The sequence below is a fragment of the Geodermatophilus sp. SYSU D00814 genome (assembly GCF_054050055.1).
On the sequence record NZ_JBJGYP010000012.1, the window covers coordinates 72,930 to 96,778 of the forward strand.

Consider the following 23,849-nt stretch of genomic DNA (forward strand, 5'->3'; position numbering starts at 1 on the left):
CGATGAGCCTGGAGCGCACATGATCCCGGTCTGCCCCACGACCGCCCTGCCCCCCGGCGAGGCCATCCGAGTCGAGGCCGACGAGCCCATCGCGGTGTTCAACGTCGACGGCGAGTTCTTCGCGATCGACGACACGTGCACCCACCAGGACGCCTCGCTGGCCGACGGCTGGCTGGACGGCTGCGCGGTGGAGTGCCCGCTGCACGCCTCGTGCTTCGACCTGCGCACGGGCAAGGTGTCCGGTCCTCCGGCCAAGACCCCGGTCCGCACGCACCGGGTCGTCGTGGCCGACGGCGTGGTCCACGTGCTGCCCGGGGTCGCCGCGGACGGCGCCGCGTGAGCCCCACCATCGCCGTCGTCGGGGCCTCGCTGGCCGGCCTCTCCGCCGCGCGGGCACTGCGCGAGCGGTCCTTCGACGGCCGCGTCGTGGTCGTCGGCGACGAGGTGCACGCCCCCTACGACCGGCCACCCCTGTCCAAGGAGTTCCTGGCCGGCACGGCCTCGCTGGACGACATCACCCTGGGCACGCCGGACGACGAGGACCTGGCGCTGGAGTGGCGGCTCGGCACGACCGCGGTCGGCCTGGACCGGACCGGCCGCTCGGTGCGGTTGCACGACGGGAGCGAGGTCCGCGCGGACGGCGTCGTCCTCGCCACCGGCGCCCGTGCCCGCCGCCTGCCCGGCAGCGAACGCCTCGCCGGCGTGCACGTCCTGCGCTCCCTCGACGACGCGATCGCCCTGCGGGTGGACCTGCTCTCCGCCGGGCGCCTCGTCGTGATCGGCGCCGGCTTCATTGGGGCGGAGGTCGCCGCCACCGCCCGCACGCTGGGACTCGACGTCACCGTCGTCGAGACGCAGCCCGTCCCGCTCGCCGGCCCGCTGGGCGCGGAGGTGGGCGCGGTCTGCGCAGAACTGCACGCCGACCACGGCACCCGCCTGCTGGCCGGCACCGGGGTGTCCGGGCTGGTCGGCCGGGACAGGGTCGAGGCCGTCGAGCTGACCGACGGCACGCGCCTGCCCGCCGACGTGGTGGTCGTGGGGATCGGCGCCACGCCGAACACCGAGTGGCTCACCGGGTCCGGCGTGGCCCTCGGCAACGGCGTCCTCACCGACGCCCGCGGCGCCACCGACGTCCCCGGCGTGGTCGCGATCGGCGACTGTGCCGCGACGTGGTCGGCCACCGCGGGACGGCACGTCCGCGTCGAGCACTGGACCAACGCGCTCGAGCAGCCGGCCACCGCGGCCGCCACCCTGCTCGGCGCCGGGGGGCCGGCGCCCACGCCGGTGCCCTACTTCTGGTCCGACCAGTACGGCGCGCGCATCCAGTTCGCCGGCTCCCGCCGCGAGGGCGACGTCGCGCGCGTGGTGGAGGGCAGCTTCGCCGACCGCAGCTTCCTGGTCGTCTACGAGCGCGACGGGCACCCGGTGGCCGTCCTCGGGATGGACCAGCCCCGCCTGTTCACCCGGTGGCGGCGGCAGCTGCGCTCGGCGGTGCCGACGCCGTCCTGACGCCCGTGGTGGCCGTCGCCCCGACGGCCCCCACGGGCACTCCCGCAGCACCCGGCCCGGCCGACCGCACTGGTCCGCCGGGCCGCGTGCTGCCGTCGGCCGGGCCGACCTCCGCGGTCCCGGGCAGGTGCCGCGGCAGCTCCCCTCCCCGGCCTCCCGGCACGGCAGGACCTCGTGACACGGCAGAGCCTCCCGGCACCGGGGCCACGCGCAGCGGCTCCGGTGCCGGGAGGCCCCTCGGCGAGCGAGGGTCAGTCGCGCGGCCCCGACGGCCGGCCCATGGCCTCTGCCCTCGGCTGGGTGTGCGCGGGGACGGACGAGCCGTCCTCGGGGGATGCCACGAAGTTGCCGGCCGGGCCGGCGGGCGGCCGGCCGGCCGCTCCCGGGCCCGCCACGGGCACCCCTCCCGCGTCGGCGGCCGGGATGCCCGCCGCCGTGTCCGGCGTCTTCTCCACGACCAGGACGAAGTCGTCGCCGTGGCGGGTGATGCCGTCGACGACGGCCTGCTCGATCGCCAGGGAGGCGTAGTTGCCGCGCAGGACGATCGGGTCGTGCCGGAGGTCCTTCACCAGGCTCACCGCGAGTGCCGCCATCACCAGGGCGAAGGGCAGCGCCGCGATGATCGTCAGGTTCTGCAGCCCCGTCAGCGCGGCCCCGTCCTCGCCGAGCAGCAGCATGATCGCCGCCACCGAGCCCATCACGACGCCCCAGAAGACGACGACCCAGCGGCTGGGCTCCAGGGTGCCGCGCTGCGAGAGCGAGCCCATGACGATCGAGGCCGCGTCCGCGCCGGACACGAAGAAGATCGCCACGAGGACCATCACGAGCACGGTCGCGGCGGTGGCCAGCGGGTACTGCTCCAGGACGGCGAACAGCTGGCCCTCGGTGGTGCCCTGACCGGCGATGTCGACGCCGCTGCGCTGGGCGGCGATCCCGGCCCCGCCGAACACGGCGAACCACAGCAGGCTGACGAGGCTGGGCACCAGGAGCACGCCGGTGACGAACTGGCGGATGGTGCGGCCGCGGCTGATCCGGGCGATGAACAGGCCGACGAACGGCGTCCAGCTGATCCACCAGGCCCAGTAGAAGACCGTCCAGCCGCGCAGCCAGGTGGCCATGGCCTCGCCACCGGTGGCCTCGGTGCGCGCGGCCATCTCGCCGAGGTCGGAGAAGTAGCTGCCGACCGCGTCGGGGATCAGGTTGAGGATGAAGATCGTCGGGCCGACGACGAAGACGAACACCGCGAGCAGCAGCGCCAGCACCATGTTGGTGTTGGACAGCCACTGGATCCCGCGCTCGATGCCGGACACGGCCGAGGCGACGAAGGCCGCCGTCAGGATCGCGATGATCGCGACCAGGACGCCGTTGCCGACGTCCCCGGCCCAGCCGAGGATCTCCACGCCGCTGCCGATCTGCAGGGCACCGAGGCCCAGGGACGCCGCCGACCCGAACAGCGTGGCGAAGATGGCCAGGACGTCGATGACGCGGCCGGCCGGGCCCTCGGCCCGCCGGCGGCCGAGCAGCGGGATGAAGGCGGAGCTGATCAGCTGCCGACGGCCCCTGCGGAAGGTGCCGTACGCGATGGCCAGCCCGACGACGGCGTACATCGCCCACGGGTGCAGCGTCCAGTGGAACAGCGTGGTGGCCATCGCCGTCTGGATCGCCTCCGACGACTCCGCCTGGGTGGTGAGCGGAGGGGGCGAGACGTAGTGCGACAGGGGTTCGGCCACCCCGAAGAACATGAGGCCGATGCCCATGCCCGCGCTGAACATCATCGCGATCCACGAGACGGTGCGGAACTCCGGCCGCTCGGTGTCCCGTCCCAGCGGGATCCGCCCGTACTTGCCGGCCGCCAGCCAGATGACGAAGACGACGAACGCCGAGGCGAGCAGCACGAACAGCCAGCCCAGGTTGCCGGTGATCCAGCCGAGGGCCGACGTGCTGGCGGTGCCGAGACCCGTGGGGCTCACGAAGCCCCAGGCGACGAAGCCCAGCGCCATGACCGCGGCGATGGCGAACAGCACCCGGTCCACGGCCCAGTGGCTGTCCGCGACACAGGGCGGCGGCTCGGCGATCGCCGGGTGGGTGCCGGTCACGGTCACGTCCGTCGCGTGGACGACGGGGCGGTCCGCGGCGGCGGCAGCCCCCCTGCCGGGCGGCGGGTCGGCTCCGGCGGCTCCCGACTGGCCCGGCCCGGGAGGGGACGAGGCGGACTTCCGCGGATTCTCCATGACGATCCCCATCTCTGTTGCGTCATTCGAGACCGACTTCGCATGAGGGAACCAGAGAGTCAACAAGGGAACAAGGGTCGAACGTGACCTTTTACACAGGCGCAGCTCCAGGGAAACGCTCCGGGACGACTGCCGCGACTCGACGCGCCCGGGGCGACAGGAGCCGACGGGCGGGACCCGGTCCGTGGTGCGGCCTCAGGCGTGCGGTGCGCGCGACCGGGTCGAGGGGATCACCCGCCAGGCCGTCCCCGCCGCCACCGCCAGCAGAACGGCGGCGCCGAGCGAGGCGACCTGCACGGCCCAGGTGAACGCCTCCCGGGCCGCGGCGAGCGCCTCGCCGTCGAGCGCCTCCCCGGCCCGCGCCAGCGACTCCCGCGCCGCCCCGCCGACGTCCGGGGGCAGCTGCGCGCGGTAGAGCACGGTCTGCAGCGACCCGAGGAGGGCGATCCCGAGCGCGGCGCCGAGCTCGTAGGAGGTCTCCGACAGCGCCGACGCCGTCCCGGCGCGGTGCGGGGGCACCGCGCCGACGGCGGCGTCGGTGCTCAGCGTGAACGCCAGCCCGAACCCGGCACCGAGCACCAGCAGCGCGACGGCCAGCCCCGCGTAGCCGGGCAGCGACGCGGCGCCGGCGAGGGCCAGCATGCCGACCGCCGACAGGCCCAGCCCGAGGCCGATCGCCCGGCCCAACCCCGCCCGCGCGACCAGCGGCCCGACCACGACGAGCACGCCGAGGGAGGCCAGCGTCAGCGGCAGCTCCCGCACCCCGGCCTCCAGCGCGGTGTGCCCGCGCACCAGCTGCAGGTACTGGGAGAAGAAGTACAGCAGCCCCATGAGCGCGAACAGCGCGATCAGCTGGCCGGCCAGGGCGCCGGAGAACGCGCGGTGGGCGAAGAGCCCGAGGTCGACCAGCGGCGACGGGATCCGCCGCTGCCGCCGGACGAACAGCACCGCGGCCAGCACCCCGGCCAGCGCCGCCGCGCCCGCGACCGGCGTCGGGCCGGAGCCGGCGACCTCCTTGACCGCGAACACCACGGCCAGGACGGCGACCACCGACTGGACGGCGCCGAGGACGTCGAGCCGCCCGGGCCGCGGGTCGCGCGACTCCGGCAGCAGCAGCCACCCCCCGACCAGCAGCACGGCCACGACGGGCAGGTTGACGAGGAAGACCGAGCCCCACCAGAAGTGCTCGAGCAGCACCCCGCCCACCAGCGGGCCGAGCACGGCACCGCCGGAGGCCGCGGCGCTCCACACCGCGATGGCGCGGGTCCGCTGCCGGGCGACCGGGAACAGGTTGCGGATCAGCGACAGCGTCGAGGGCATGAGGGTCGCCGCGGCGACGCCCAGCGCCGCCCGGGCGGCGACCAGGGTCGCCGGGTCCGGCGCGAACGCCGCGACGGCGGAGGCGGCGCCGAACGCCGCGGTGCCGACGAGCAGCACCCGCTTGCGGCCGAAGCGGTCGGCGAGCCCGCCCATGAGCACCAGCAGCCCGGCCAGCGCGAAGCCGTAGACGTCGCCGATCCACAGCAGCTGCCCCGCGGTGGGCTGCAGGGCCGCGGAGAGGGCGGGGACCGCGAGGGCGAGCACGGTGCCGTCGACGGCCAGCAGCACCACGGCGAGGACGAGCACCGCCAGCGCCGCCCACTCGCGGGCCCCGGCCGGGCGGAGCTCCTCCTCCCGGGCGACCGGGACCGCGGCGGACGGTGGGGCGGTGCTGCTCATGCCGGACAGCGTACCGACCAGACGGTTTGTTAGGTACGGTGACGGTGGGCACCCGGTCCCGGCCGAGCGGGAGGTCGCCGGTCCGCCCGGCGGCCCGTGCGGCACCCTGGTCCCGCTCTGGACCGTCCGAGGAGGGAACCGTGCCGGGACCGCTGCGCGACGCCGCCCGGACCCGCCGCGCGCTGCTCGACGCCGCCGCGCGCTCGGTGGTCGTGCACGGTGCCGGCGTCAGCCTCGACACGGTCGCCCGGGAGGCCGGCGTCTCCAAGGGCGGCCTCATGCACCACTTCCGGAGCAAGGACGAGCTGCTCGGGGCGCTGGCCGACGACCTCTTCGAGCAGTTCACCCGGGCCGTCGAGGACCGGGTCGACCCCGACGACGCCGCTCCCGGGCGCCGGCTGCGCGCCTACGTGCACGCCACGTTCGACGACCTCGAGCGGCGGGAGGAGGCGGTGGAGCTGGCCACCCTGCTGGCCACGCTCGGCTCGTTCCCCGAGGCCGCCCGGCGGTCGCAGGACCGGTACCGGCACTGGAACGAGTCCCTGGCCGAGGACGGCGTCGACCCCCAGCGGGTGGTCGTGGTGCTCCGGGCGTGCGACGGGGTGTCGATCGCCCCCCTCTTCGAGGGGCCGCTGAGCCGCGACGAGCTGGCCACCACCCGCGACCTGCTGCTCGCGCTCACCCGCGGCGAGGGCCCGTTGGCCTGAGGGACGACGTCCCGCAGGGCCGCTCGGACCACCCGGAGAGTGGCGGTCCGCCCGACCCGGGGCTCAGGAGCGGCCGGTCGGCCCGTCGCCGGCGAGGAAGGCCAGCAGGTCGGCGTTGAACTCCTGCTCGTAGGCGCCGTGGAGCCCGTGCGGGGCGCCCGGGTAGACCTTCAGCGTCGCGGTGGGCACCAGCTCGATCGACTTCCGGGCCGCCGCCACGATCGGCACGATCTGGTCGTCGTCGCCGTGGGCGATGAAGGTGGGGACGTCGATGGCCTTGAGGTCCTCGGTCAGGTCGGTCTCGGAGAACGCCGCGATGCAGTCGTAGGCGCCCTTGTAGCCCACCGTCATGCACTGCAGCCAGAACTCGTCCCGCTTGCCCTGCGAGACGGTGGCCCCCTCCCGGTTGGCGCCGTAGAAGGACGCCGACAGGTCGCGGTAGAACTGCGAGCGGTCGCCGGCCACCCCGGCCCGCAGCCCGTCGAACACCGACCGCGGCAGGCCCTCGGGGTTGGCGTCGGTCTGCAGCATCAGCGGGGGGATGGCGCCCAGCAGCACGGCCTTGGCCACCCGGGCGGTGCCGTGCCGGCCCATGTAGCGGGTGACCTCTCCCCCGCCGGTGGAGTGCCCGACCAGCACCACGTCGTGCAGGTCCAGGTGCTCGATCAGCCCGGCCAGGTCGTCGGCGTAGGTGCTCAGGTCGTTGCCCTCCCAGGGCTGGGAGGAGCGCCCGCCGCCGCGCCGGTCGTGGGCGATCGCCCGGTACCCGGCCGAGGCGACCAGGTCCAGCTGCGGGTCCCAGGCGTCGGCGGTCAGCGGCCAGCCGTGGCTGAACACCACCGGCTGACCGGCGCCCCAGTCCTTGAAGAAGATGTCCACGCCGTCCTTCGTGGTGTAGGTCCCCATCTCGTCTCCCGGTGTCGGAGTGCGGTGGCCCCCGACGCCACGGTCGCGCCCGGAACCGCTGCTCGCGCCCGGGGATGCCCCTGGTCGACCCACGGGCGCGGGACCCGAGGCGGGCGTGTCCGGGGGCGCACGGACGGCCTGCCGCCGGGGGGGTCAGCCGGGTGGTCCTGCCGGCGTCGTCCCCGCGGCACCCGACCGCCGCGTCCGGAGGGATCGCGGCCGGTCCCGCTCCCCGTCGCCCTGCAGGGCCCGCTCGACGAAGTCGAGCGCCGTCCGGGCGACGTCGCGCCAGCCGGAGTCGATCGTGAGGGAGTGCCCCCGGCCGGGGACCTCCACGATCTCGGTCACGGCGGGGTTGTGCCGCTGCCGCTGGTAGGCCGCGTGCGCGATCGCCCACGGCACCGTGTGGTCCCGCTCCCCGTCGATGATCAGCAGCGGCCCGCGGTCGGGGTTCCTGGTGTCGACCCTGGCCTGCGTCCACGGGTTGAGGTTGGCGTTGGCCATCTGGACGAGCGCGAGCCCGGAGCCGGCGACGTGGTGGCGGTCGTAGAGCTCCCTCGCCTCGTCCTCGTCGAGCGCGTTCGCCCAGCCGTAGCGGAACTGGTCGAACGTCAGCGTGATCGCGCGGCTGCGGGTGCGCGGATCGACCAGGAACGGGCCGACCCCCCGGAGCACGGAGACCGGGAGGGGGAGGACGCCGCGGAACACCCCGGGGTCGATCGCCACGGTGACCGCCGACAGGCCCCGGCCGGCGAGCACCTGCGCCAGCAGCCCCCCGGTCGAGTGCCCCATGACCACCGGCCGCCGGTCCAGGGCCCCGACGACCTCGGCGGTGTGGTCGGCGATCTGCCGCAGGGACTTCCGGGCGAGGACGTCCGGGTCCGCCCGGGCCTGCTCCACCGTCTCGGGGTCGTCCGGCCAGTCCGGCGTCAGGGTCGGGTGACCGGCGGCCTGGAGGAACTCCACCCAGGGCGCCCAGCTGCTCGGGAGCAGCCACAGGCCGTGGACGAGGACGACCGGGGTGGCGCCGGAGGCGTTGGCCGCCCGGATCTCCTGCGCCTCCCGCTCGGACACCGAGGTCATGACGGACTCCTCCCCGGTCGGGCGCGCGTCGCCCGACGCGTCGTGCGGGCCCGCTCGCCGGCTCGGCGAGGCGGGGTGGACGCCGGCGACGGCCGCCGGGGCGGCGTACCGGCCGCGGTCAGGGGCTGCCGCCCATCCGGTCGGTCAGCGTGTCCAGGGTGACGCCGGCCGACTCGAAGGCCGCCGCCGCGACGGCGAAGTCGACCGGGTAGGGCAGGGCGAGCAGGCGGGCCTCCTGCTCCGGGGGGAGGTGCACGCGCCGCAGCAGGTCCACGACGTGCTGGCGGGTCACGACCGTTCGGCTCAGGTGCATCGGGGACTCCCCGGGTGCTCGGCCGGCGGGACCGCCGGCCGGGGTGCACCCGGCCGGTCCCTCCCCACCGCGGAGGACGCAGGGACCGAGCCTAGACCCTCCTCCCCGCCGCGGGACCCGGCGAGAGCCGCTCCTCAGATCCGGGTGAACAGGTACGCCGAGACGGCGACACCGAAGCAGACGATGAACACCCGCAGCGGCGTCGTCGGGATGCGGCCGGCGACGTGGGCGCCCAGGAAGCCGCCGGCCAGGCTGGCCGGGGCGGCCACCGCGACCACGCCCCAGTGCACGTCGCCGAAGACCGCGAAGACGAGGAGGCTGACGGTCGCGGTGACCGCGGACAGCGCCGACTTCAGCGCGTTGGCCAGCCGCAGCCGGTGCAGCGCGAGGCCGAGCACCCCGACGAGGATCACGCCCAGCGCGCCGCCGAAGTACCCGCCGTAGACGGTGGCGAGGAACAGCAGGACGTACAGCCAGGCCGGGTCCCGGCGGGGAGCCTGGTCCTCGGTGCGCCGCAGGCGCCGGTTCAGCAGCGGCTGGCACCCCACGAGGAGGCTGGCGAGCAGCACGAGCACCGGCACGACGACGTCGAACGCCTCCGACGGCGTCGTCAGCAGCAGGACGCTGCCGGTCGTGCCGCCGAGGAGCGCCACCACCCCGAGGCGGACCAGGCGATCGCGCTGGCCGGTGTACTCCCGGCGGAAGCCGGCGACCCCGCCGAGGTAGCCCGGCCACTGCGCCACCGAGTTGGTGACGTTCGCCGCGACCGGGTCCAGGCCCAGCCCGACCAGCGTCGGGAAGAGGATCAGCGACCCGCCGCCCGCGACCGAGTTGACGCCCCCGGCCAGCAGGGCGACCACGGCGACGACGAGCAGGTCGGCGACCGACACCGGCGGTGCCCCTACGGTCGCGCGGCCGACGTCGGCCCCGGCTGCAGGAAGGCCAGCGCGGTCGCGGCGTAGAGCACCGCGGCGTCGAGCACCTCCTGCTCCTCGGCGTGGTCGTCCACCCCGGCCGACAGCGTCGGCTGCGGCCCGTAGCAGATGGCCGGCACGCCCTGCGACCGCCACCGGCTCGCGTCACTGGCCGGCAGCCGGACGGCGTACTCGGGCTCGGTGCCCCGCAGCCGGCGGACGGCGGTGGCGAAGTGCTGCACGAACGGGGACCCGACCGCCGTCCCGTTCGCGTCCCAGCCCTTCATCCGGTCCACCGTCGTCCCGGGGAGGTCGGCGAGCAGCTCGCGCACCAGGTCCTCGGCCTCGTCGGCGCCGAGGCCCGGGGGCAGCCGGAGGTCCACCTCGGCGGAGGCCGAGGTGGCGATCTGGCCGACGAAGGTGCCGGCCTCGACCCGGCCGACGTTGACCGAGAGCAGCACCCCGGGGTCCCCCTCGCGCGCGACCTCGGCGAGGCCGGGCGGCGGGACCACCGCCCGCCCGGTGAGCGCGTCGAGCCGGCGGACGCACTCGGCGACGACCGCGGCGGCCGAGCGTCCCGGCCGCACGGCCGAGGAGTGCCCGCCCTCGGCGCGGACCTCGACGCGGAGCCAGAGGACCCCCTTCTCGGCGACCGCCACCCGCCGGAAGCCGGGTCCCTCGCCGCACAGCAGGGCGTCGCCCAGGAACGCGGGGTGGGTGCGGAGCAGGAACGCTGCGCCGTTGTCCCCGAACACGACCTCGTCGGCGACGGCGGTGAACGTCACCCGGCCCGACCACGCGTCGGCGCTGTCGCGGAGGGTGGCCAGCGCCCAGGACATGGCCGCGACCGCCCCCTTCATGTTGCCCATGCCCAGCCCGTAGAGCCGGCCGTCCCGGCGGGTCAGCTCGGAGACCGGCACGGTCCACTCGGCCAGGACGCCGGGGGGCATGGTGTCGAGGTGGACGTTGAGCACAAGGTGCGGGCCCGGGCGCCCGCTGTCGAGCTCGGTGACCACCGACGGCATCGTGGGCTCGCAGGCCTCCAGCCGGGAGCCGATGCCGCGCCCGGCCAGCCAGGACGTCACCACCCCGGCCACGCCACGGGTGTCCCCCGGCGGGTTGACGCTGGGGGCGGCGACGAGGTCGGCGCAGTAGCCGACCAGGTCCTCCCGGTCGCGCTCGACGGCGGAGCGCAGCTCCTCGATCGTGGGCACGGGCACGGTTCCTCCGGAACGGGTCGTCAGAGTGCGGCGGCGGTGGTGCGCCGTCGCCAGTCGGCGACGGCCGAGGTGCCGGCTCCGGGCGCCGCGGAGACGGCCACGACGGCGCCGAAGCGGTCGTCGCCCGGCGGCAGGGGGACGACGCGGTGGCCCCGGGCGCGGAGGTCGTCGGCGGCGGGGTGGCCCTCCTCGAGGAGCAGGGCGCCGTCCTCGCCGCGCCAGCGGGGCGCCGCGACGGCCCCGGCCACGGAGGCGCCGTCGTAGCGGCGGCGGGCGAGCACCTGCAGCAGGGTCTGCACCTGCCCGTCCGCGCCGGGGGTGGCCAGGCCGAGCGCGCCCTCGGGCCCGACGTGCAGGGCCGGCGCCAGGGTGTGCACCGGGAACGCCGCGGGCCGGGGCCGGTTGGCGCCGGCGGTGAACCCGCCGGCGCGGTTGTTGAGCGCGAAGCCGAAGCGCGGCACGAAGGTGCCGGCGCCGAAGTCGTCGAAGACGCTCACCAGCGAGCTGACGACCAGCCCGTCCGCGTCGGCGACGGCGACGCCCGCGGTGTGCAGGTAGGCCCTCGGCCCGCCGCGGCCCGACGCGCGCTCGGCGTCGAGGGTCACGTCGGCGGCCAGCACCGCCGCGGGGTCCGCGCACGCGTCCCGGTGGGCGAAGGCCGCCTGGGTCACCTCGACCAGCACGTGGTCGCGGCCCGGTCCACCGAGCAGGGCGGCCGCGGCGGCCGGGAGCCGTCGCTCCACCGCGTCGAGGGCGAGCGCCAGGAGGACCCCCTGGCTGGAGGGCGGCTGGACGTGCACGGTCCCGCCGTGCCAGGCCACCGACACCGGCCGGCCGACCCGCGTCCGGTGGGCGGCGAGGTCCTCCTCGGCGAGCCACCCGCCGTCGGCGCGCACGGCGGCCGCGAGCGCCGCGGCCACCTCACCGCCGTAGAACGCCGGCGCGCCCCGCACCGCGAGGCGCTCCAGCAGCTCCGCGAGCTCCGGCTGCCGCCAGTGCGCCGGCCGCTGCAGCAGCGACCAGCCCGCACCGCCGCCCCGCTCCAGCCGGGGCCGGTGTACCTCCGCGGCGCGCGCCAGGTCGTCGTCGACCGCGACGCCGTCGGCGGCGAGGGTCAGCGCGGGGGCGAGCACGCGCCGCCACGGCAGGCGCCCCCAGCGCTCGTGCAGCCGGGCCCACCCGTCGACGATCCCGGGCACCGTGACGCTGGCCCCGCCCTGCGTGTGCAGCGCGGTGTCGGAGCCGGCCGCCGACCGGCCCGTGCCGTTGACCGCGCGCACCCGCCCGCACGGCTCGCAGACCAGCGCCAGCACGTCCCCGCCGACGCCGCACGCGTGGGGCGAGGTGACGCACAGCACCGCCTGGGCGCAGACGGCGGCGTCGACCGCGCTGCCGCCGTCGGCGAGCGCGGAGATCGCGGCACCGGTGGCCAGCGGGTGGGCGGTGGCCACCGCGCCCCCGGTCCCGTCGGCGGTGGTCCGGCGGTCGGTCACGTCAGCTCCCACCAGGCCGCCGTGTCGGGCCCGCCCGGGGTGCGCTCGCTGGACAGCAGCAGCCGCGCGCCCGCCGGGTCGGGCAGCTGCCCGGCGCCCAGGTTCACGACGCACAGCACGTCGCCCCGGCGCAGCGCGAGGACGTCGTCGCCGGCGTCGACCCACTCGATCCCGGGGCCGGCCGGCACCAGGTGCCGCCGGCGCAGGGCGAGCGCGCTGCGGTACAGCTCCAGCGTGCTGCCGTCCCGCCCCGTCTGCGCCTCGACCGAGCACTCCCCCCACCCGTCCGGCACGGGCAGCCAGGGCGGCGCGCCGGACCCGAAGCCGAACGACGGGCCGGAGCGCGACCAGGGCAGCGGCACGCGGCAGCCGTCCCGGCCGCGGCGGGTGTGCCCGGAGCGCTCCCACACCGGGTCGCGCAGCGCGTCGTCGGGGAGGTCGACGTCGGGCAGCCCGAGCTCCTCGCCCTGGTAGAGGTACGCCGAGCCGGGCAGCGCGAGCACGAGCAGGGCGGCCGCCCGGGCGCGCCGCAGGCCGGCCGCTCCCCCGCCGAGGCGGGTCGGCGTCCGGGCCACGTCGTGGTTGTTGAGCACCCAGGTCGCCGGTGCGCCGACCTCGCGGACGGCCGCCAGGGACCGGGTCACGGCCGCGCGCAGGGCGGCCGCGTCCCAGGGCGCCTGCAGGAAGGCGAAGTCGAAGACCTGGTGCAGCTCGTCCGGGCGGACGTAGCGGCTCATGGCCGCGGCGTCGGCGACCCAGGCCTCGCCGATGGCCGCGCGCTCCCCGGGGTACTCCTCCAGCAGGCGCCGCCAGGCCCGGTACACGTCGTGGACGCCGGGCTGGTCCCACTGCGGGCCCTGGGGCAGGTACAGCCCGCCGGGCCGGTCCGGTGAGTCCGGCGCGTCGGGGAGGTCCGGGTCCTTGACCAGCCCGTGGGCGACGTCGATCCGGAAGCCGTCGACCCCGCGGTCGAGCCAGAAGCGCAGGACGTGCTCGAAGTGCCGGCCGACGTCGGGGTGCGACCAGTCGAAGTCGGCCTGCTCCGGGGCGAACAGGTGCAGGTACCACGCGCCGTCGGGCAACCGCGTCCACGCCGGCCCGCCGAAGTCCGACCGCCAGTTGTTGGGCGGTAGCTCCCCCGCGGCGCCACGGCCGGGGCGGAACACGTAGCGCGCCCGCGCCGCGCTGCCCGGGGCGGCCGCGCGCGCCTCGGCGAACCACGGGTGCTCGACGGAGCTGTGGTTCGGCACGACGTCCACCAGCACCCGCAGGCCCAGGGAGTGGGCGTCGGCGAGGAGGGCGTCGAGGTCGGCGAGGTCCCCGAAGAGCGGGTCGACGTCGCAGTGGTCGGCCACGTCGTAGCCGCCGTCGGCCATGGGCGAGCGGTAGAACGGCGTCAGCCACACCGCGTCGACCCCCAGGTCGGCGAGGTGCGGCAGGCGGGCGCGGGCGCCGGCCAGGTCGCCGACCCCGTCCCCGTCGCCGTCGGCGAAGCTGCGGACGTAGACCTCGTAGACGACGGCCTCCCGCCACCACGGCTGCTCCGCGTCGGTCCTGTCCACGTCCCCTCCTCACTCGGTGCCGTCGTCCTGTATATCTTATCCAGCACCGATGAGGGAGGTCCGTCCATGGCCCGCACCTACGAGCTGGCGCCCTTCCTGGGCGCGCCCCGGCCGGTCGAGCTGGTCGCCCGCCTGCTGGACGCGCAGGCCGACCCGCGGGGGCTGACGCTGCGGTGCGGCACCGACCGGCACGAGCCCGAGCTGCAGGACTACTACGGCACCGTCGCCGAGACCGTCCTCTCCCCGCCCGTCCCCGGCCGGGACGTGACGGTGCGGCTCGACGTCTGGACACCGCACGTGGTGCGCGTCCGGTACCTGCCCGACGGGCTCCCCGACGCCGAGCCGCCCTCACCGGTGCTCACCGGGCACCCCGACGCCGAGGTCCCCCTGGAGGTCCGCGAGGAGGCCGACCGGCTCGTGCTGAGCACCGCGGCGGTCGACGTCGTCGTCGTGCGCGAGCCGTGGCGGCTGGAGGTGCGCGACCGCGGCGGGGCGCTGCTGTGGGGCACGAAGCCGGTCGACATCCCCGGGTTGCGCCGGCCCGAGCGGCAGTGGAGCCCCGCCGAGCAGCGGTGGCTTTTCCTCCACCGGTACGCCTATCCCCTCGGTTGCACCCGCGACGGCGACCGGACGGCGGCCTTCGCCTCCTTCGACCTGCGCCACGACGAGCGGGTGCACGGGTTCGGCGAGGGCTTCGGCCGCTTCGACAGGGTCGGCACGAGCCAGCGGCTGTGGATCCAGGAGGCCTTCTCCAACGCCAGCCCCGCGGCCTACAAGCAGGTCCCCTGGTACTGGAGCAGCCGCGGCTACGGGTTGTTCGTCCACACGACCCAGCCGCTGGCCTTCCGGGTCGGCGACCTCGAGCACTCGGCCCTCTCGGTGGTCGCCGAGGACACCGCCGAGCTCGACCTGTTCGTCGTCGCGGCGCGGACCGCGCGCGAGGCGCTCCCCCGCTACACCGCCCTGACCGGCGCCCCGGCCGTGCCGCCGCGGTGGAGCCTGGGGCTGTGGATGTCGCGGATCACCTACTCCTCGCAGGAGGAGGTCGAGGAGGTGGCGGCGCGGCTGCGCGAGCACCGGATCCCCTGCGACGTCATCCACGTCGACACCGGCTGGTTCGCGAAGGACTACACCTGCGACCTGGCGTTCTCCCCCGAGCGCTTCCCCGACCCGGCCGGCATGTGCGCCCGGCTCGCCGAGCAGGGCTTCCGGGTCTCGCTGTGGCAGTGGCCCAACTACAACGTCGCCTCCCCGCTGTTCGACGAGGGCGTCGAGGGCGGGTACCTGGCCCGGCGCAGCAGCGGGCACACCTACACCTACGCCGGGGGCTACGGCGAGGACGCCGGCTTCGTCGACTTCACCGACCCCGAGGCGGTCGCCTGGTACCAGGGCAAGCTCGCGGCGCTGTTCGCCGCGGGCGTGGCCGCCATCAAGGTCGACTACGGCGAGGGCGCTCCCCCGCAGGCCCGCTACGCCGGCGCCTCGCCCACCGCCGCGCGCAACCTCTACCCGCTGCTCTACCAGCGGGCGGTCTGGGACGCCTCGGTCGCCGCGCGCGGCGAGGGCGAGGCGGTGCTCTGGGCGCGGGCCGGCTGGGCGGGCTCGCAGCGGTACCCGGTGCACTGGTCCGGCGACGGCGTGGCCCGGTTCGAGGACCTGCCGTGCGTGCTGCGCGCCACGCTGTCGATGGGCCTGTCCGGCTTCCCCTTCTACGCCCACGACATCGGCGGGTTCTCGGGCCTGCCCGACGGGGAGCTCTACGTCCGCTGGGCGCAGCTGGGCCTGCTCTCCTCGCACGCGCGGGCCCACGGGACCCCGCCCCGCGAGCCGTGGGAGTTCGGCGAGGAGGTCGAGGCGGTGGTGCGCCGGTTCGTCGAGCTGCGGTACCGGCTGCTGCCCTACCTGTGGACCGAGTCGGTGGCCGCCGGGCGCACCAGCCTGCCCGTCGTGCGGCCGCTGCTGCTGGAGTTCCCCGAGGACCCGGGGAGCGCCGGCGTCGACGACCAGTACCTGCTCGGCGACCGCCTGCTCGTCGCCCCCGTGCTCGAGGAGGGCGCCCGCTCCCGCCGCGTGTACCTGCCGCCGGGCACGTGGGTGGCGCCGTTCACCGGCGAGGTCACCGACGGCGGCGGTTTCCGGACCGTGGACGCGCCGCTGGACGTCGTCCCGATGTGGGTGCGCGGCGACACCGTGCTGCCCCTGGGACCGGTCCGCCAGCACGTCGACGAGCAGGTCGACGGCCCGCTGACCCTGCTGCTGGCGGCGCCGTCCTCCGAGGGCGAGTACGAGGTCGACACCGGTGCGGGCCGGACCCGGGTGGCCCACCGCTCCGACGGCGACGCCGTGGAGGTGACCGTGGGCCCGGTCGACGTCCCCGTGGAGCTGGTGGTGCTCGGCGCCGGACCGTTCACCCGGGCCACCGGCGCCGGCCCGCCACGCGCGGTCCCCGGCGGCGTCGCCGTCCCCGTGGACGCCGGGTCGGGCGCGCGTGTGCTGCTCACCCGCTGACCGGCCAGAGGACCGGGCAGATCCGCGGGTCGGTGTAGTCCGGCCGGCCGTCGACGACCCGGACGAGCTCGTCGTTGCGGTGGTAGGCCGCCGGGTCGGCAACCCGCCGGTTGTCCGCGGGCTGCAGGTGGATCGCCATCGAGCGACGGGGGTCCGCGGTGCGGTTGGGGCCGCTGCCGTGCACCGTCCGGCAGTGGTGGAACGTGACGTCGCCGCGCCGCAGGTCGGGCACGACCACGCGGACCTCGTGACCGGCGGCGGCCATGGCGGCCTGCTGGGCGGCCAGGTCGGACGCGAAGAAGTCCAGGCCCCGCTGCTCGGGCCAGCGGTGGCTGCCCGGGACGAAGGCGATCCCGCCCACCGCCTCGGTGCAGTCGGAGAAGGGCACCCAGCAGGTGAGCATCTGCTCGCTGGTGCACGACTGCCAGTACTGGCGGTCGGTGTGCCAGCCGACGTTGCCGCTGTCGTCGCCCAGGCTGCCGGGCTTGTACAGCAGCTGGTCGTGGAACAGCCGGATGGCCGGCACGCCGGCCAGGGCGGCGGCGAAGGCGCCGATGCCGGGCCACTCGACCAGCGTGGCCAGCTCGGTGACCGTGCGGGAGGTGTAGTCGTTCTTGCGCAGCCCGTCCCCGTGCTCGGGACGCCAGTCGCAGGAGTCGTAGCGGGTGCGGCCGGGGAACGGGGCGTCGACGTCGCCGGCGTAGAAGCGGGCCATGCCGCGCTCGGCCGCGTCGAGCACGCCGGCGGGCACCAGCCCGCGGACGACGACGACGCCGTCGCGGACGTAGGCGGCGATCTCGTCGTCGGTGGGCAGTCGGACGTCGGACGCGGTCGGTGAGGTGGTCATGGGACCGACGCTAGGCAGCCGGCCCGCGCCGGGTGTGCGCGATCGTCCGGCGTCCGTGCCGGATGCTCCGGCCCCCCGCGGGGACGGCGCCGGCTGGCGGCTGTGGCTGCCGCGCGGCACCGAGACCGGAGTGCACGCCGAGACCGACGGCGAGCCGAGCGGGCTGCTGCACGCCGGGGAGAACTGGGTCGGCGACCGGTTCGCCGTGGCCGACCACGAGCACCGGGGCTGGGAGCTGTTCCTGCAGCTGCACGGCGCCTCGCGGTGGGAGGTCGGCGGGCAGGACCTGCAGCTGGCGCCCGGCTGGCTGGTCGCCGTCCCGCCGGGCACCCGCCACCGCACGGTGCCCCGCGCGCGCAGCGGCGGGCGGCACCACTTCGCCTACGCCGCCTTCGACGCCGAGGCGGTCGGTCGCCGCCGTCCGGCGCTGGCCGGCCTCTGGCCGGCCCGCACCCTCTGGACGCCCGGCGGCGCGTCGCTCACCGCTCCCCTCCGCACGCTGGTCCGGGAGGTCACCGAGCACCGCGACCACGGCGAGATCGCGCTGGAGGCCGCCCTCGACCTGCTGGTGGTGGAGGCCGCGCGCTGCCTGCTCGGGAACGGCGCGGCCCGCCCGCGCGTGCCGCGCTCGCCGGTGGTCGCGCGGGCCCGCCGGCTCCTCGACGACGCCTACGACCGCCCCTGGCGGCTCGCCGAGCTGGCGGCCGCCTGCGCGGTGTCCCGCGCCCGCCTCGCCGAGCTGTTCACCGCCGAGGTGGGCCAGCCGCCCTACAGCTACCTCCTCGAACGCCGCGTGGAGCGCGCCGCGGAGCTGCTGCGGACGACGGACCGCTCGGTGGCGGAGGTGGCCGCCGAGGTCGGCTTCTCCTCCTCCGCCCAGCTGGGACGCACCTTCACCCGGGTGCTGGGGACGTCGCCGAGCGGGTGGCGCCGCCGCTCCCGCGCGGGGTGAGGGGACCCGCCGCACCGGACCGTCGACCACCACGGAGGACAGACCGTGCACGACTCCGAGGCCACCGACCGCGGGCGCCTGGCCCGCGTCGTCGAGGAGCTGCTGCTGCCGAACCTGTACCGGGAGCGGCGGCCCCTGGACGTGGCCGCCTGGCCCGCGCCCGGCGAGCCGGTGCCCTTCGCCGAGGCCCGCCGGCAGCGGTACGAGCCCGTCGGCGTGGGCACCCCGTGGGGGCGCCCCTGGAGCACCGTCTGGTTCCACCTCACCGGGGAGGTGCCCGGGGCCTGGTGGTCGCGCGGCGAGGCCGTGGAGGTCGTGGTCGACCTCGGCTTCCGGGCCGGGATGCCCGACGGGCAGGCGGAGGGACTGGCCCACCGGCCGGACGGGTCGGTGCTGAAGGCGGTCCAGCCACGCAGCCGCTGGCTGCCCGTCGAGGACGCCGACGGGCGGGTCGACGTCTACCTGGAGGCGGCCGCCAACCCCGTGGTCACCGAGACCTGGTCGTGGCACCCGACGCCCTACGGCGACCTCGCCACCGCGCCGCCCGAGCCGCTCCACGTCCTGCGCCGGGCCGACGTCGCGGTGCGCGCCGTCGAGGTCGCGGAGCTGCTGCACGACGTCGAGGTGCTGGCCGGCCTGGCCGACGAGATCCCGGCCGACCTCCCGCGCCGGGCCGAGCTGCTGAGCGCCCTGCAGCGGGCGGTGGACCGGCTCGACCCGGACGACGTGCACGGGACGGCGGCCGACGCCCGCGCCGCGCTGGCCCCGGCGCTGGCCCGGCCGGCGCACGCCAGCGCCCACCGCGTCCTCGCCACCGGCCACGCCCACATCGACTCCGCCTGGCTGTGGCCGGTCCGGGAGACGGTCCGCAAGTGCGCGCGCACGTTCGCCAACGTGCTCGACCTCCTCGACCGGCACGAGGACCTGGTGTTCTCCTGCTCGTCGGCCCAGCAGTGGGCGTGGGTGCAGGAGCACTCCCCGGTGCTCTGGGAGCGGATGGCCGCCCGGGCCGCCGAGGGCCGGTTCGTACCGGTGGGCGGGATGTGGGTGGAGGCGGACACCAACATGCCGGGCTCGGAGGCCCTGGCCCGCCAGTTCGTGATGGGCAGGCGGTGGTTCCTCACCGAGCTCGGCATCGAGCCCGGGGACGTGTGGCTGCCCGACTCCTTCGGCTACAGCGCGGCGCTCCCCCAGGTCGCCACGGCCGCGGGCGCCCGCTGGTTCCTCACCCAGAAGCCGTCGTGGAACGACACGAACCGGCTGCCGCACTCGACGTTCCTGTGGGAGGGCATCGACGGCACGCGGCTGTTCACCCACTGCCCGCCGGTGGACACCTACAGCGCCGAGCTGACCGCCGCCGAGCTCGCCCGCGCCCAGCGCCACTACCGCGAGGCCGGGCACGGCAGCACCTCCCTGGTGCCCTTCGGGCACGGCGACGGCGGCGGCGGGCCGACCCGGGAGATGCTCGCGCGGGCCCGGCGCACGGCCGACCTGGAGGGCTCACCGCGCGTGCGCCTGGGCACCGTCGCCGACTTCTTCACCGAGGCCGAGGCCGAGCTGCCCGAGCCGGCGGTGTGGTCCGGCGAGCTCTACCTGGAGACCCACCGGGGCGTCTACACCTCCCAGCTGCGCACCAAGCAGGGCAACCGCCGCAGCGAGCACCTGCTGCGCGCCGCGGAGCTGTGGGCGACCACGGCGATGGTCCGCGCCGGGATCCCCTACCCCGCCCGCGAGCTGGAGGAGGCGTGGCGCACCGTGCTCCTCCAGCAGTTCCACGACGTCCTGCCGGGCAGCTCGATCGCCTGGGTGCACCGCGAGGCGGAGGCCGGGTACGCCCGCGTCCGCGACGCCCTCGAGGCGGTCGTCGAGCGGTCGCTGGCCGCCCTGACGGGGACCGGCGACGTCGTCCTGGCGGTCAACTCCGCGCCGGTGCCGCTCGCCGGCGTCCCGGCCCTGTCCGTCGCGACCGCCGAGCCGGACGCCGCCGCGCCGGTCACCGCGGCCGAGCGCCCCGGCGGCGGCTGGGTCCTGGACAACGGGGTCCTGCGGGTCGAGGTCGACGGGCGGGGGCTGCTGACCTCCGTGCGCGACCTGGCCCTCGACCGGGAGCTGGTCCCGGCGGGGCGGGCCGCCGGCCTGCTGCGGCTGCACGACGACCGGCCGGCCCGGTACGAGGCCTGGGACCTCGACCGCAGCGTCGACCGGCGCGTCCGGGACCTGACGGCGGCCGACGGCGTGGCGCTGACCCGTGCCGACGACGAGGCGGTCGTCGTGGAGGTCGTGAGGAGCACCGGCAGCAGCACCGTCCGGCAGGAGACCGTGCTGCGCGCCGGGGCGCGCGCGGTCGACCTGCACCTCGACGTCGACTGGCACGAGCGGCGCAGCCTGCTGACGCTGGAGTTCCCGGTGGACGTGCACGCGGAGCGGGCGGCCTCGGAGATCCAGTTCGGCCACGTGTACCGGCCGACGCACGAGAACACCTCCTGGGACGCCGCGCGCTTCGAGACCTGCGCGCACCGCTGGGTGCACGTCGGGGAACCCGGCTTCGGGGTGGCCGTCGCCAACGACTCGACCTACGGCCACGGCATCCGGCGGGAGCGGGCCGACCGGCACGGGCCGGCGGCCACCGTGGTCCGGCTGTCGCTGCTGCGCGCGCCGCGGTTCCCCGACCCGGAGGCCGACCAGGGGCGGCACCGCCTGGCGGTGTCCCTGGTGTGCGGCACCGACCTGGCCGGCGCCGTGGCCGAGGGCCAGCGGCTCAACCAGCCGGTGCGGCACCGGACCGGCGCCCGGCCGGTGGCCCCGCTGGTCCGCGTCGAGGACCCGGGCGTGCTGGTCGAGGCGGTCAAGGCCGCCGAGGACGGGTCCGGCGACGTCGTCGTCCGGCTCTACGAGGCCCTGGGGCGCCGGACCCGCACCCGGCTCCTGCCCGGGTTCGGCTGCTCGGGGGTGGTCGAGACCGATCTGCTGGAGCGGGCGGTGGCGCCCCGGGCGGTCCGCACCTCCGCCGGGGACGCCGGGGACGCCGGGGACGCCGGGGACGCCGGGGACGCGGTGGAGTTGGAGGTGCGGCCCTTCCAGATCGTCACGCTCCGCTTCACCGAGGTGACCGGGGGCTGACCTCCGTCACCCGCCGGACTCCCGCCGGAACGCGCCTGTGGTCCGCCCGGTGGCCGCCCGGAACCGCCGGGCGAGGTGGTGCTCGTCGCTGAAGCCGAGGCTGGCGGCGATCTCGCGGTTGCCCAGCGACGTGCGGCGCAGCAGCTCCGCCGCCGCCTCGATCCGCCGCTGCGCCCGGTAGCGGGCCGGGGGGACCCCGGTCTCTGCCTGGAAGCGCTTGCGCCACGACTCGTACCCCAGGCCCACCTCGGCGGCCACGTCCGCGAGCGCCAGCGGCTCGGACAGGTCGGCCGCGAGCCGGGCCCGGGACCGGGCCAGCCACCCGCCGGGGCCGCCGTCGGCCGCGGGGCCGGACCGGCGGGCGGCGAGCTCGGCGAGCAGCCGCAGCACGTCGCAGACCTCGTCGTCGACCCCGGCGGCGCCCAGCGGGGGGCGCCGGGTGCGGAACCCGTCCAGCCGGGACAGCCACCACTCCACCGGCGCGAGCCGGTGCACCGGCCGGCCGGCACCCAGCAGCCCCTGCTGCAGGCACAGGTCGAAGACCGGCCCCTCGAACACCAGGTGCACCTCGTCCCACCGGCCGGGCCCGGTGCACCCGTACCAGTGCGGGCGGCCGGGCAGCACCTCGACCAGGTCGCCCGGGACCAGGAGCAGGTCGTGCTCCCGGTCGCGGTACCGGCCGCCCCCGCCGAACACCAGCATCAGCGCGTACCCGTCGAAGCGGCGCAGGCCCGGCAGGGGGATCCCGCGCCCGCCCTCGATCCGGCCCGCGTTGCGCACCCGGCCCAGCCGCCCCGGCGGCGCGGCGCGGTGGCTGACCTGCGCCCGCCCGGTGTCCACGCGCGGCCCCCTACCACCCGGTGCACGGGGCGCCACGGCGTTCCCGGCCGGTCGGCGGTGCCGTCCCTAGCGTCCCTCCCGCGACGGCGTCCGCCGCGTCCCCCCGCAGCCCCGAGGAGCCGAGATGACCCTGCCCACCGCGCAGCTGCCCGACCTGCGCAGCCCGCACCCCGTCGACGACGACACCGCGGCCGCGTTCGCGCGGGACGGGCACGTCCTGGTGCGCGGACTGGCCTCGCCCGAGGAGGTGGCCCCGTACCGGGAGGTGGTTTCCGAGGCGACCCGCCGGCACGCCACCGAGACCCGGCCGCTCGAGGAGCGCGACACCTACGGCCGGGCGTTCCTGCAGGTGCCGAACCTGTGGCGGCAGGACGCCGGGGTGGCCCGGTTCGTCACCGCGGCGCGGTTCGCCGGGGTCGCCGCCCGCCTGCTCGGCGCCGACGCGGTGCGGCTCTACCACGACCAGGCGCTGTACAAGGAGGCCGGCGGCGGCCCGACGCCCTGGCACCAGGACGCGCTGTACTGGCCGTTCGACACCGACCTGACCGTCACCATGTGGATGCCGCTGGTCGACGTCGCCGAGGACATGGGCGGGCTGTCCTTCGCCAGCGGCTCGCACCGCCGCCGCGCGCTCGGCGAGCACGTCATCTCCGACGCCTCCGACGACTTCTTCACCGAGCTGCTGTCCCGGGGGGAGTACCCGGTGGTGGAGCACGGCCCGGTGCGCGCCGGCGACGCGACCTTCCACCTCGGCTGGACGCTGCACCGCGCCCGCCCCAACACCAGCGCCGTCCTGCGCGAGGTCATGACGGTCATCTACGTGGCCGACGGCGTGCGGGTGGCCGAGCCCGCCAACCGCGACCAGGCCGCCGACCTGGCCACGTGGCTGCCCGGCCACGCTCCCGGGGACCCCGTCGGCGGGGAGCTCAACCCGCGGCTGCCGGCCTGACCGGTGCGCCCCGGTCAGCGTCGGCAGCCGCCCTCGCGGTCGGGGCGCACCTCGGCGGCGAAGAGGTCCTCGTAGCCCTTCCAGCGGTAGGGGTCGGTACCGGCCACCAGGACGACGTCCCGGTGGTCGGTCTTGCCCAGGTGCACGCCGGGCCGGTGGAACCACGGCAGCAGCGACTGCGCGCTCATGTAGTGGTGCACCAGGGCGCGGCGGGTCCCCCGGCGGGCCGTGTTGGGCAGCGACTTGTGCAGCAGGTAGCCGTCGAACAGGACGACGTCGCCGGCGTCGACCTCCAGCGGCACCGCGTCCTCGTCCCGGTAGGGGAAGTCGAAGGCCTCGACGGTGCAGTCGTAGCGGGGGTCGTCGTGCTCGCGGTCGGGGTAGAGCACCCCGGCGCGGTGCGACCCGGGCAGCGCCCAGAGGCAGCCGTTGTCGACGCGGGCGTCGTCCAGGGCGATCCAGGCCGCCGTGAGCGACCGGTCCCGGGTCGGGATGAACAGCTCGTCCTGGTGCCAGGCCTGTCCCGGCTTGCCCTCGGACTTGAGGAAGAGCATCGACTGCATCGACTTGACGTCCGGGCCGATGACCCGGGTCAGCGCGTCGACCAGCACCGGGTGCGCCAGCGTGTCCCGCAGCAGCGGGGAGGCCTTGTGCGGGAAGTGCAGGCACAGGTAGCGCCGCAGCACCTCGTCGTCGGCGTCGTCGGAGGCGTCGTCGGAGGCGTCGTCGTCGGGGTACCGGCCGGCGGGGCCGGCCGTCCCGGCGGGAGCGCCGGGGTCCCGCTCGGCGACGGTGTCGGGGTCGAAGTCCACCGTGCCCCAGTCGGCGCGGCAGAGCCGGACCGCCTCGGCGTTGACGGCGGCGACCTCCGCGGGGCTGAACGCCCCGCGGAGGACGACGTAGCCGTCGCGGTGGTAGTCCTCGAGCCAGTCGGCCCGGACGCCGTGGGTGGTCATGGTCGGGATCTCCTCGGGGG

Annotated in this window: 19 protein-coding genes; 7 read left to right on the forward strand and 12 right to left on the reverse strand. The window is 76.4% G+C overall.

The window, feature by feature from the left end:
- Positions 1-19 precede the first annotated feature (19 nt).
- The gene (locus ACI780_RS11365) at positions 20-340 is read left to right on the forward strand and encodes a bifunctional 3-phenylpropionate/cinnamic acid dioxygenase ferredoxin subunit (protein WP_457002971.1); all 321 of its coding nucleotides are present in this window, start codon (positions 20-22) and stop codon (positions 338-340) included.
- Complete coding sequence (locus tag ACI780_RS11370) at positions 337-1,509, forward strand: NAD(P)/FAD-dependent oxidoreductase (protein WP_457002973.1); 1,173 nt, start codon at positions 337-339, stop codon at positions 1,507-1,509. Before ACI780_RS11365 ends, ACI780_RS11370 begins: the two co-directional genes overlap by 4 nt.
- A 251-nt stretch (positions 1,510-1,760) precedes the next feature.
- On the opposite strand, the gene ACI780_RS11375 is transcribed toward ACI780_RS11370, so the two are convergent.
- The gene (locus ACI780_RS11375; RefSeq protein WP_457002975.1) at positions 1,761-3,605 is read right to left on the reverse strand and encodes a BCCT family transporter; all 1,845 of its coding nucleotides are present in this window, start codon (positions 3,603-3,605) and stop codon (positions 1,761-1,763) included.
- A 330-nt stretch (positions 3,606-3,935) separates the two neighbouring features.
- Positions 3,936-5,459 (reverse strand): MFS transporter, encoded by a 1,524-nt coding sequence (locus ACI780_RS11380; protein WP_457002977.1) that lies wholly within the window; start codon positions 5,457-5,459, stop codon positions 3,936-3,938.
- 140 nt (positions 5,460-5,599) lie between these two features.
- On the opposite strand from ACI780_RS11380, the gene ACI780_RS11385 reads away from it, so the two are divergent.
- On the forward strand, positions 5,600-6,166 hold the full coding sequence (locus ACI780_RS11385) for a TetR/AcrR family transcriptional regulator (RefSeq protein ID WP_456873150.1): 567 nt from the start codon (positions 5,600-5,602) through the stop codon (positions 6,164-6,166).
- 63 nt (positions 6,167-6,229) lie between these two features.
- Here the strand turns inward: ACI780_RS11385 and ACI780_RS11390 are convergent, their stop codons facing one another.
- The 7 genes from ACI780_RS11390 to ACI780_RS11420 form a co-directional block, all read right to left on the reverse strand.
- Complete coding sequence (locus ACI780_RS11390; protein ID WP_457002979.1) at positions 6,230-7,072, reverse strand: alpha/beta fold hydrolase; 843 nt, start codon at positions 7,070-7,072, stop codon at positions 6,230-6,232.
- A gap of 153 nt (positions 7,073-7,225) precedes the next feature.
- Positions 7,226-8,155, reverse strand: coding sequence for an alpha/beta hydrolase (locus ACI780_RS11395; protein ID WP_457002981.1), 930 nt, complete (start codon positions 8,153-8,155; stop codon positions 7,226-7,228).
- A gap of 118 nt (positions 8,156-8,273) precedes the next feature.
- Positions 8,274-8,468 carry a hypothetical protein gene (locus ACI780_RS11400; RefSeq protein WP_456871876.1) on the reverse strand — a complete coding sequence of 65 codons (195 nt, stop codon included), beginning with the start codon at positions 8,466-8,468 and terminating at the stop codon, positions 8,274-8,276.
- 134 nt (positions 8,469-8,602) lie between these two features.
- A complete protein-coding gene (locus ACI780_RS11405) occupies positions 8,603-9,358 on the reverse strand; it encodes a sulfite exporter TauE/SafE family protein (RefSeq protein WP_457002984.1) in 756 nt (251 codons plus the stop codon).
- A gap of 11 nt (positions 9,359-9,369) precedes the next feature.
- On the reverse strand, positions 9,370-10,602 hold the full coding sequence (locus ACI780_RS11410; protein WP_457002986.1) for a M20 family metallopeptidase: 1,233 nt from the start codon (positions 10,600-10,602) through the stop codon (positions 9,370-9,372).
- Between the two features lie 20 nt (positions 10,603-10,622).
- Positions 10,623-12,095, reverse strand: coding sequence for a gamma-glutamyltransferase (locus tag ACI780_RS11415; RefSeq protein WP_457002988.1), 1,473 nt, complete (start codon positions 12,093-12,095; stop codon positions 10,623-10,625).
- Positions 12,092-13,657, reverse strand: coding sequence for an alpha-amylase family glycosyl hydrolase (locus ACI780_RS11420; protein WP_457002990.1), 1,566 nt, complete (start codon positions 13,655-13,657; stop codon positions 12,092-12,094). The genes ACI780_RS11415 and ACI780_RS11420 overlap by 4 nt, the downstream gene beginning before the upstream one ends.
- A gap of 66 nt (positions 13,658-13,723) precedes the next feature.
- On the opposite strand from ACI780_RS11420, the gene ACI780_RS11425 reads away from it, so the two are divergent.
- Positions 13,724-16,165 carry a glycoside hydrolase family 31 protein gene (locus tag ACI780_RS11425; RefSeq protein WP_457002992.1) on the forward strand — a complete coding sequence of 814 codons (2,442 nt, stop codon included), beginning with the start codon at positions 13,724-13,726 and terminating at the stop codon, positions 16,163-16,165.
- On the opposite strand, the gene ACI780_RS11430 is transcribed toward ACI780_RS11425, so the two are convergent.
- The gene (locus ACI780_RS11430; RefSeq protein WP_457002994.1) at positions 16,155-17,012 is read right to left on the reverse strand and encodes a phytanoyl-CoA dioxygenase family protein; all 858 of its coding nucleotides are present in this window, start codon (positions 17,010-17,012) and stop codon (positions 16,155-16,157) included. The two genes, ACI780_RS11425 and ACI780_RS11430, sit on opposite strands and share 11 nt — an antisense overlap.
- A gap of 55 nt (positions 17,013-17,067) precedes the next feature.
- On the opposite strand from ACI780_RS11430, the gene ACI780_RS11435 reads away from it, so the two are divergent.
- Complete coding sequence (locus ACI780_RS11435) at positions 17,068-17,964, forward strand: helix-turn-helix domain-containing protein (RefSeq protein WP_457002996.1); 897 nt, start codon at positions 17,068-17,070, stop codon at positions 17,962-17,964.
- A gap of 45 nt (positions 17,965-18,009) precedes the next feature.
- Positions 18,010-21,084, forward strand: a complete 3,075-nt coding sequence (locus tag ACI780_RS11440; RefSeq protein WP_457002998.1) for an alpha-mannosidase — start codon at positions 18,010-18,012, stop codon at positions 21,082-21,084.
- A 6-nt stretch (positions 21,085-21,090) separates the two neighbouring features.
- Here the strand turns inward: ACI780_RS11440 and ACI780_RS11445 are convergent, their stop codons facing one another.
- Complete coding sequence (locus ACI780_RS11445; RefSeq protein ID WP_457003000.1) at positions 21,091-21,924, reverse strand: helix-turn-helix domain-containing protein; 834 nt, start codon at positions 21,922-21,924, stop codon at positions 21,091-21,093.
- Between the two features lie 124 nt (positions 21,925-22,048).
- Between ACI780_RS11445 and ACI780_RS11450 the strand changes: the two genes are divergently transcribed.
- The gene (locus ACI780_RS11450; RefSeq protein WP_457003002.1) at positions 22,049-22,873 is read left to right on the forward strand and encodes a phytanoyl-CoA dioxygenase family protein; all 825 of its coding nucleotides are present in this window, start codon (positions 22,049-22,051) and stop codon (positions 22,871-22,873) included.
- Between the two features lie 14 nt (positions 22,874-22,887).
- Here ACI780_RS11450 and ACI780_RS11455 read toward each other — a convergent pair whose 3' ends face one another.
- Positions 22,888-23,829 (reverse strand): phytanoyl-CoA dioxygenase family protein, encoded by a 942-nt coding sequence (locus ACI780_RS11455; RefSeq protein WP_456871865.1) that lies wholly within the window; start codon positions 23,827-23,829, stop codon positions 22,888-22,890.
- Positions 23,830-23,849: the final 20 nt, after the last annotated feature.

What these genes read in the sequence shown, in the direction of transcription:
- ACI780_RS11365 (WP_457002971.1), top strand. Translation starts at nt 20, where the DNA reads ATGATCCCGGTCTGCCCCACGACCGCCCTGCCCCCCGGCGAGGCCATC.
- ACI780_RS11380 (WP_457002977.1), bottom strand. Translation starts at nt 5,459, where the DNA reads ATGAGCAGCACCGCCCCACCGTCCGCCGCGGTCCCGGTCGCCCGGGAG.
- ACI780_RS11390 (WP_457002979.1), bottom strand. Translation starts at nt 7,072, where the DNA reads ATGGGGACCTACACCACGAAGGACGGCGTGGACATCTTCTTCAAGGAC.
- ACI780_RS11395 (WP_457002981.1), bottom strand. Translation starts at nt 8,155, where the DNA reads ATGACCTCGGTGTCCGAGCGGGAGGCGCAGGAGATCCGGGCGGCCAAC.
- ACI780_RS11400 (WP_456871876.1), bottom strand. Translation starts at nt 8,468, where the DNA reads ATGCACCTGAGCCGAACGGTCGTGACCCGCCAGCACGTCGTGGACCTG.
- ACI780_RS11425 (WP_457002992.1), top strand. Translation starts at nt 13,724, where the DNA reads ATGGCCCGCACCTACGAGCTGGCGCCCTTCCTGGGCGCGCCCCGGCCG.
- ACI780_RS11430 (WP_457002994.1), bottom strand. Translation starts at nt 17,012, where the DNA reads ATGACCACCTCACCGACCGCGTCCGACGTCCGACTGCCCACCGACGAC.
- ACI780_RS11450 (WP_457003002.1), top strand. Translation starts at nt 22,049, where the DNA reads ATGACCCTGCCCACCGCGCAGCTGCCCGACCTGCGCAGCCCGCACCCC.
- ACI780_RS11455 (WP_456871865.1), bottom strand. Translation starts at nt 23,829, where the DNA reads ATGACCACCCACGGCGTCCGGGCCGACTGGCTCGAGGACTACCACCGC.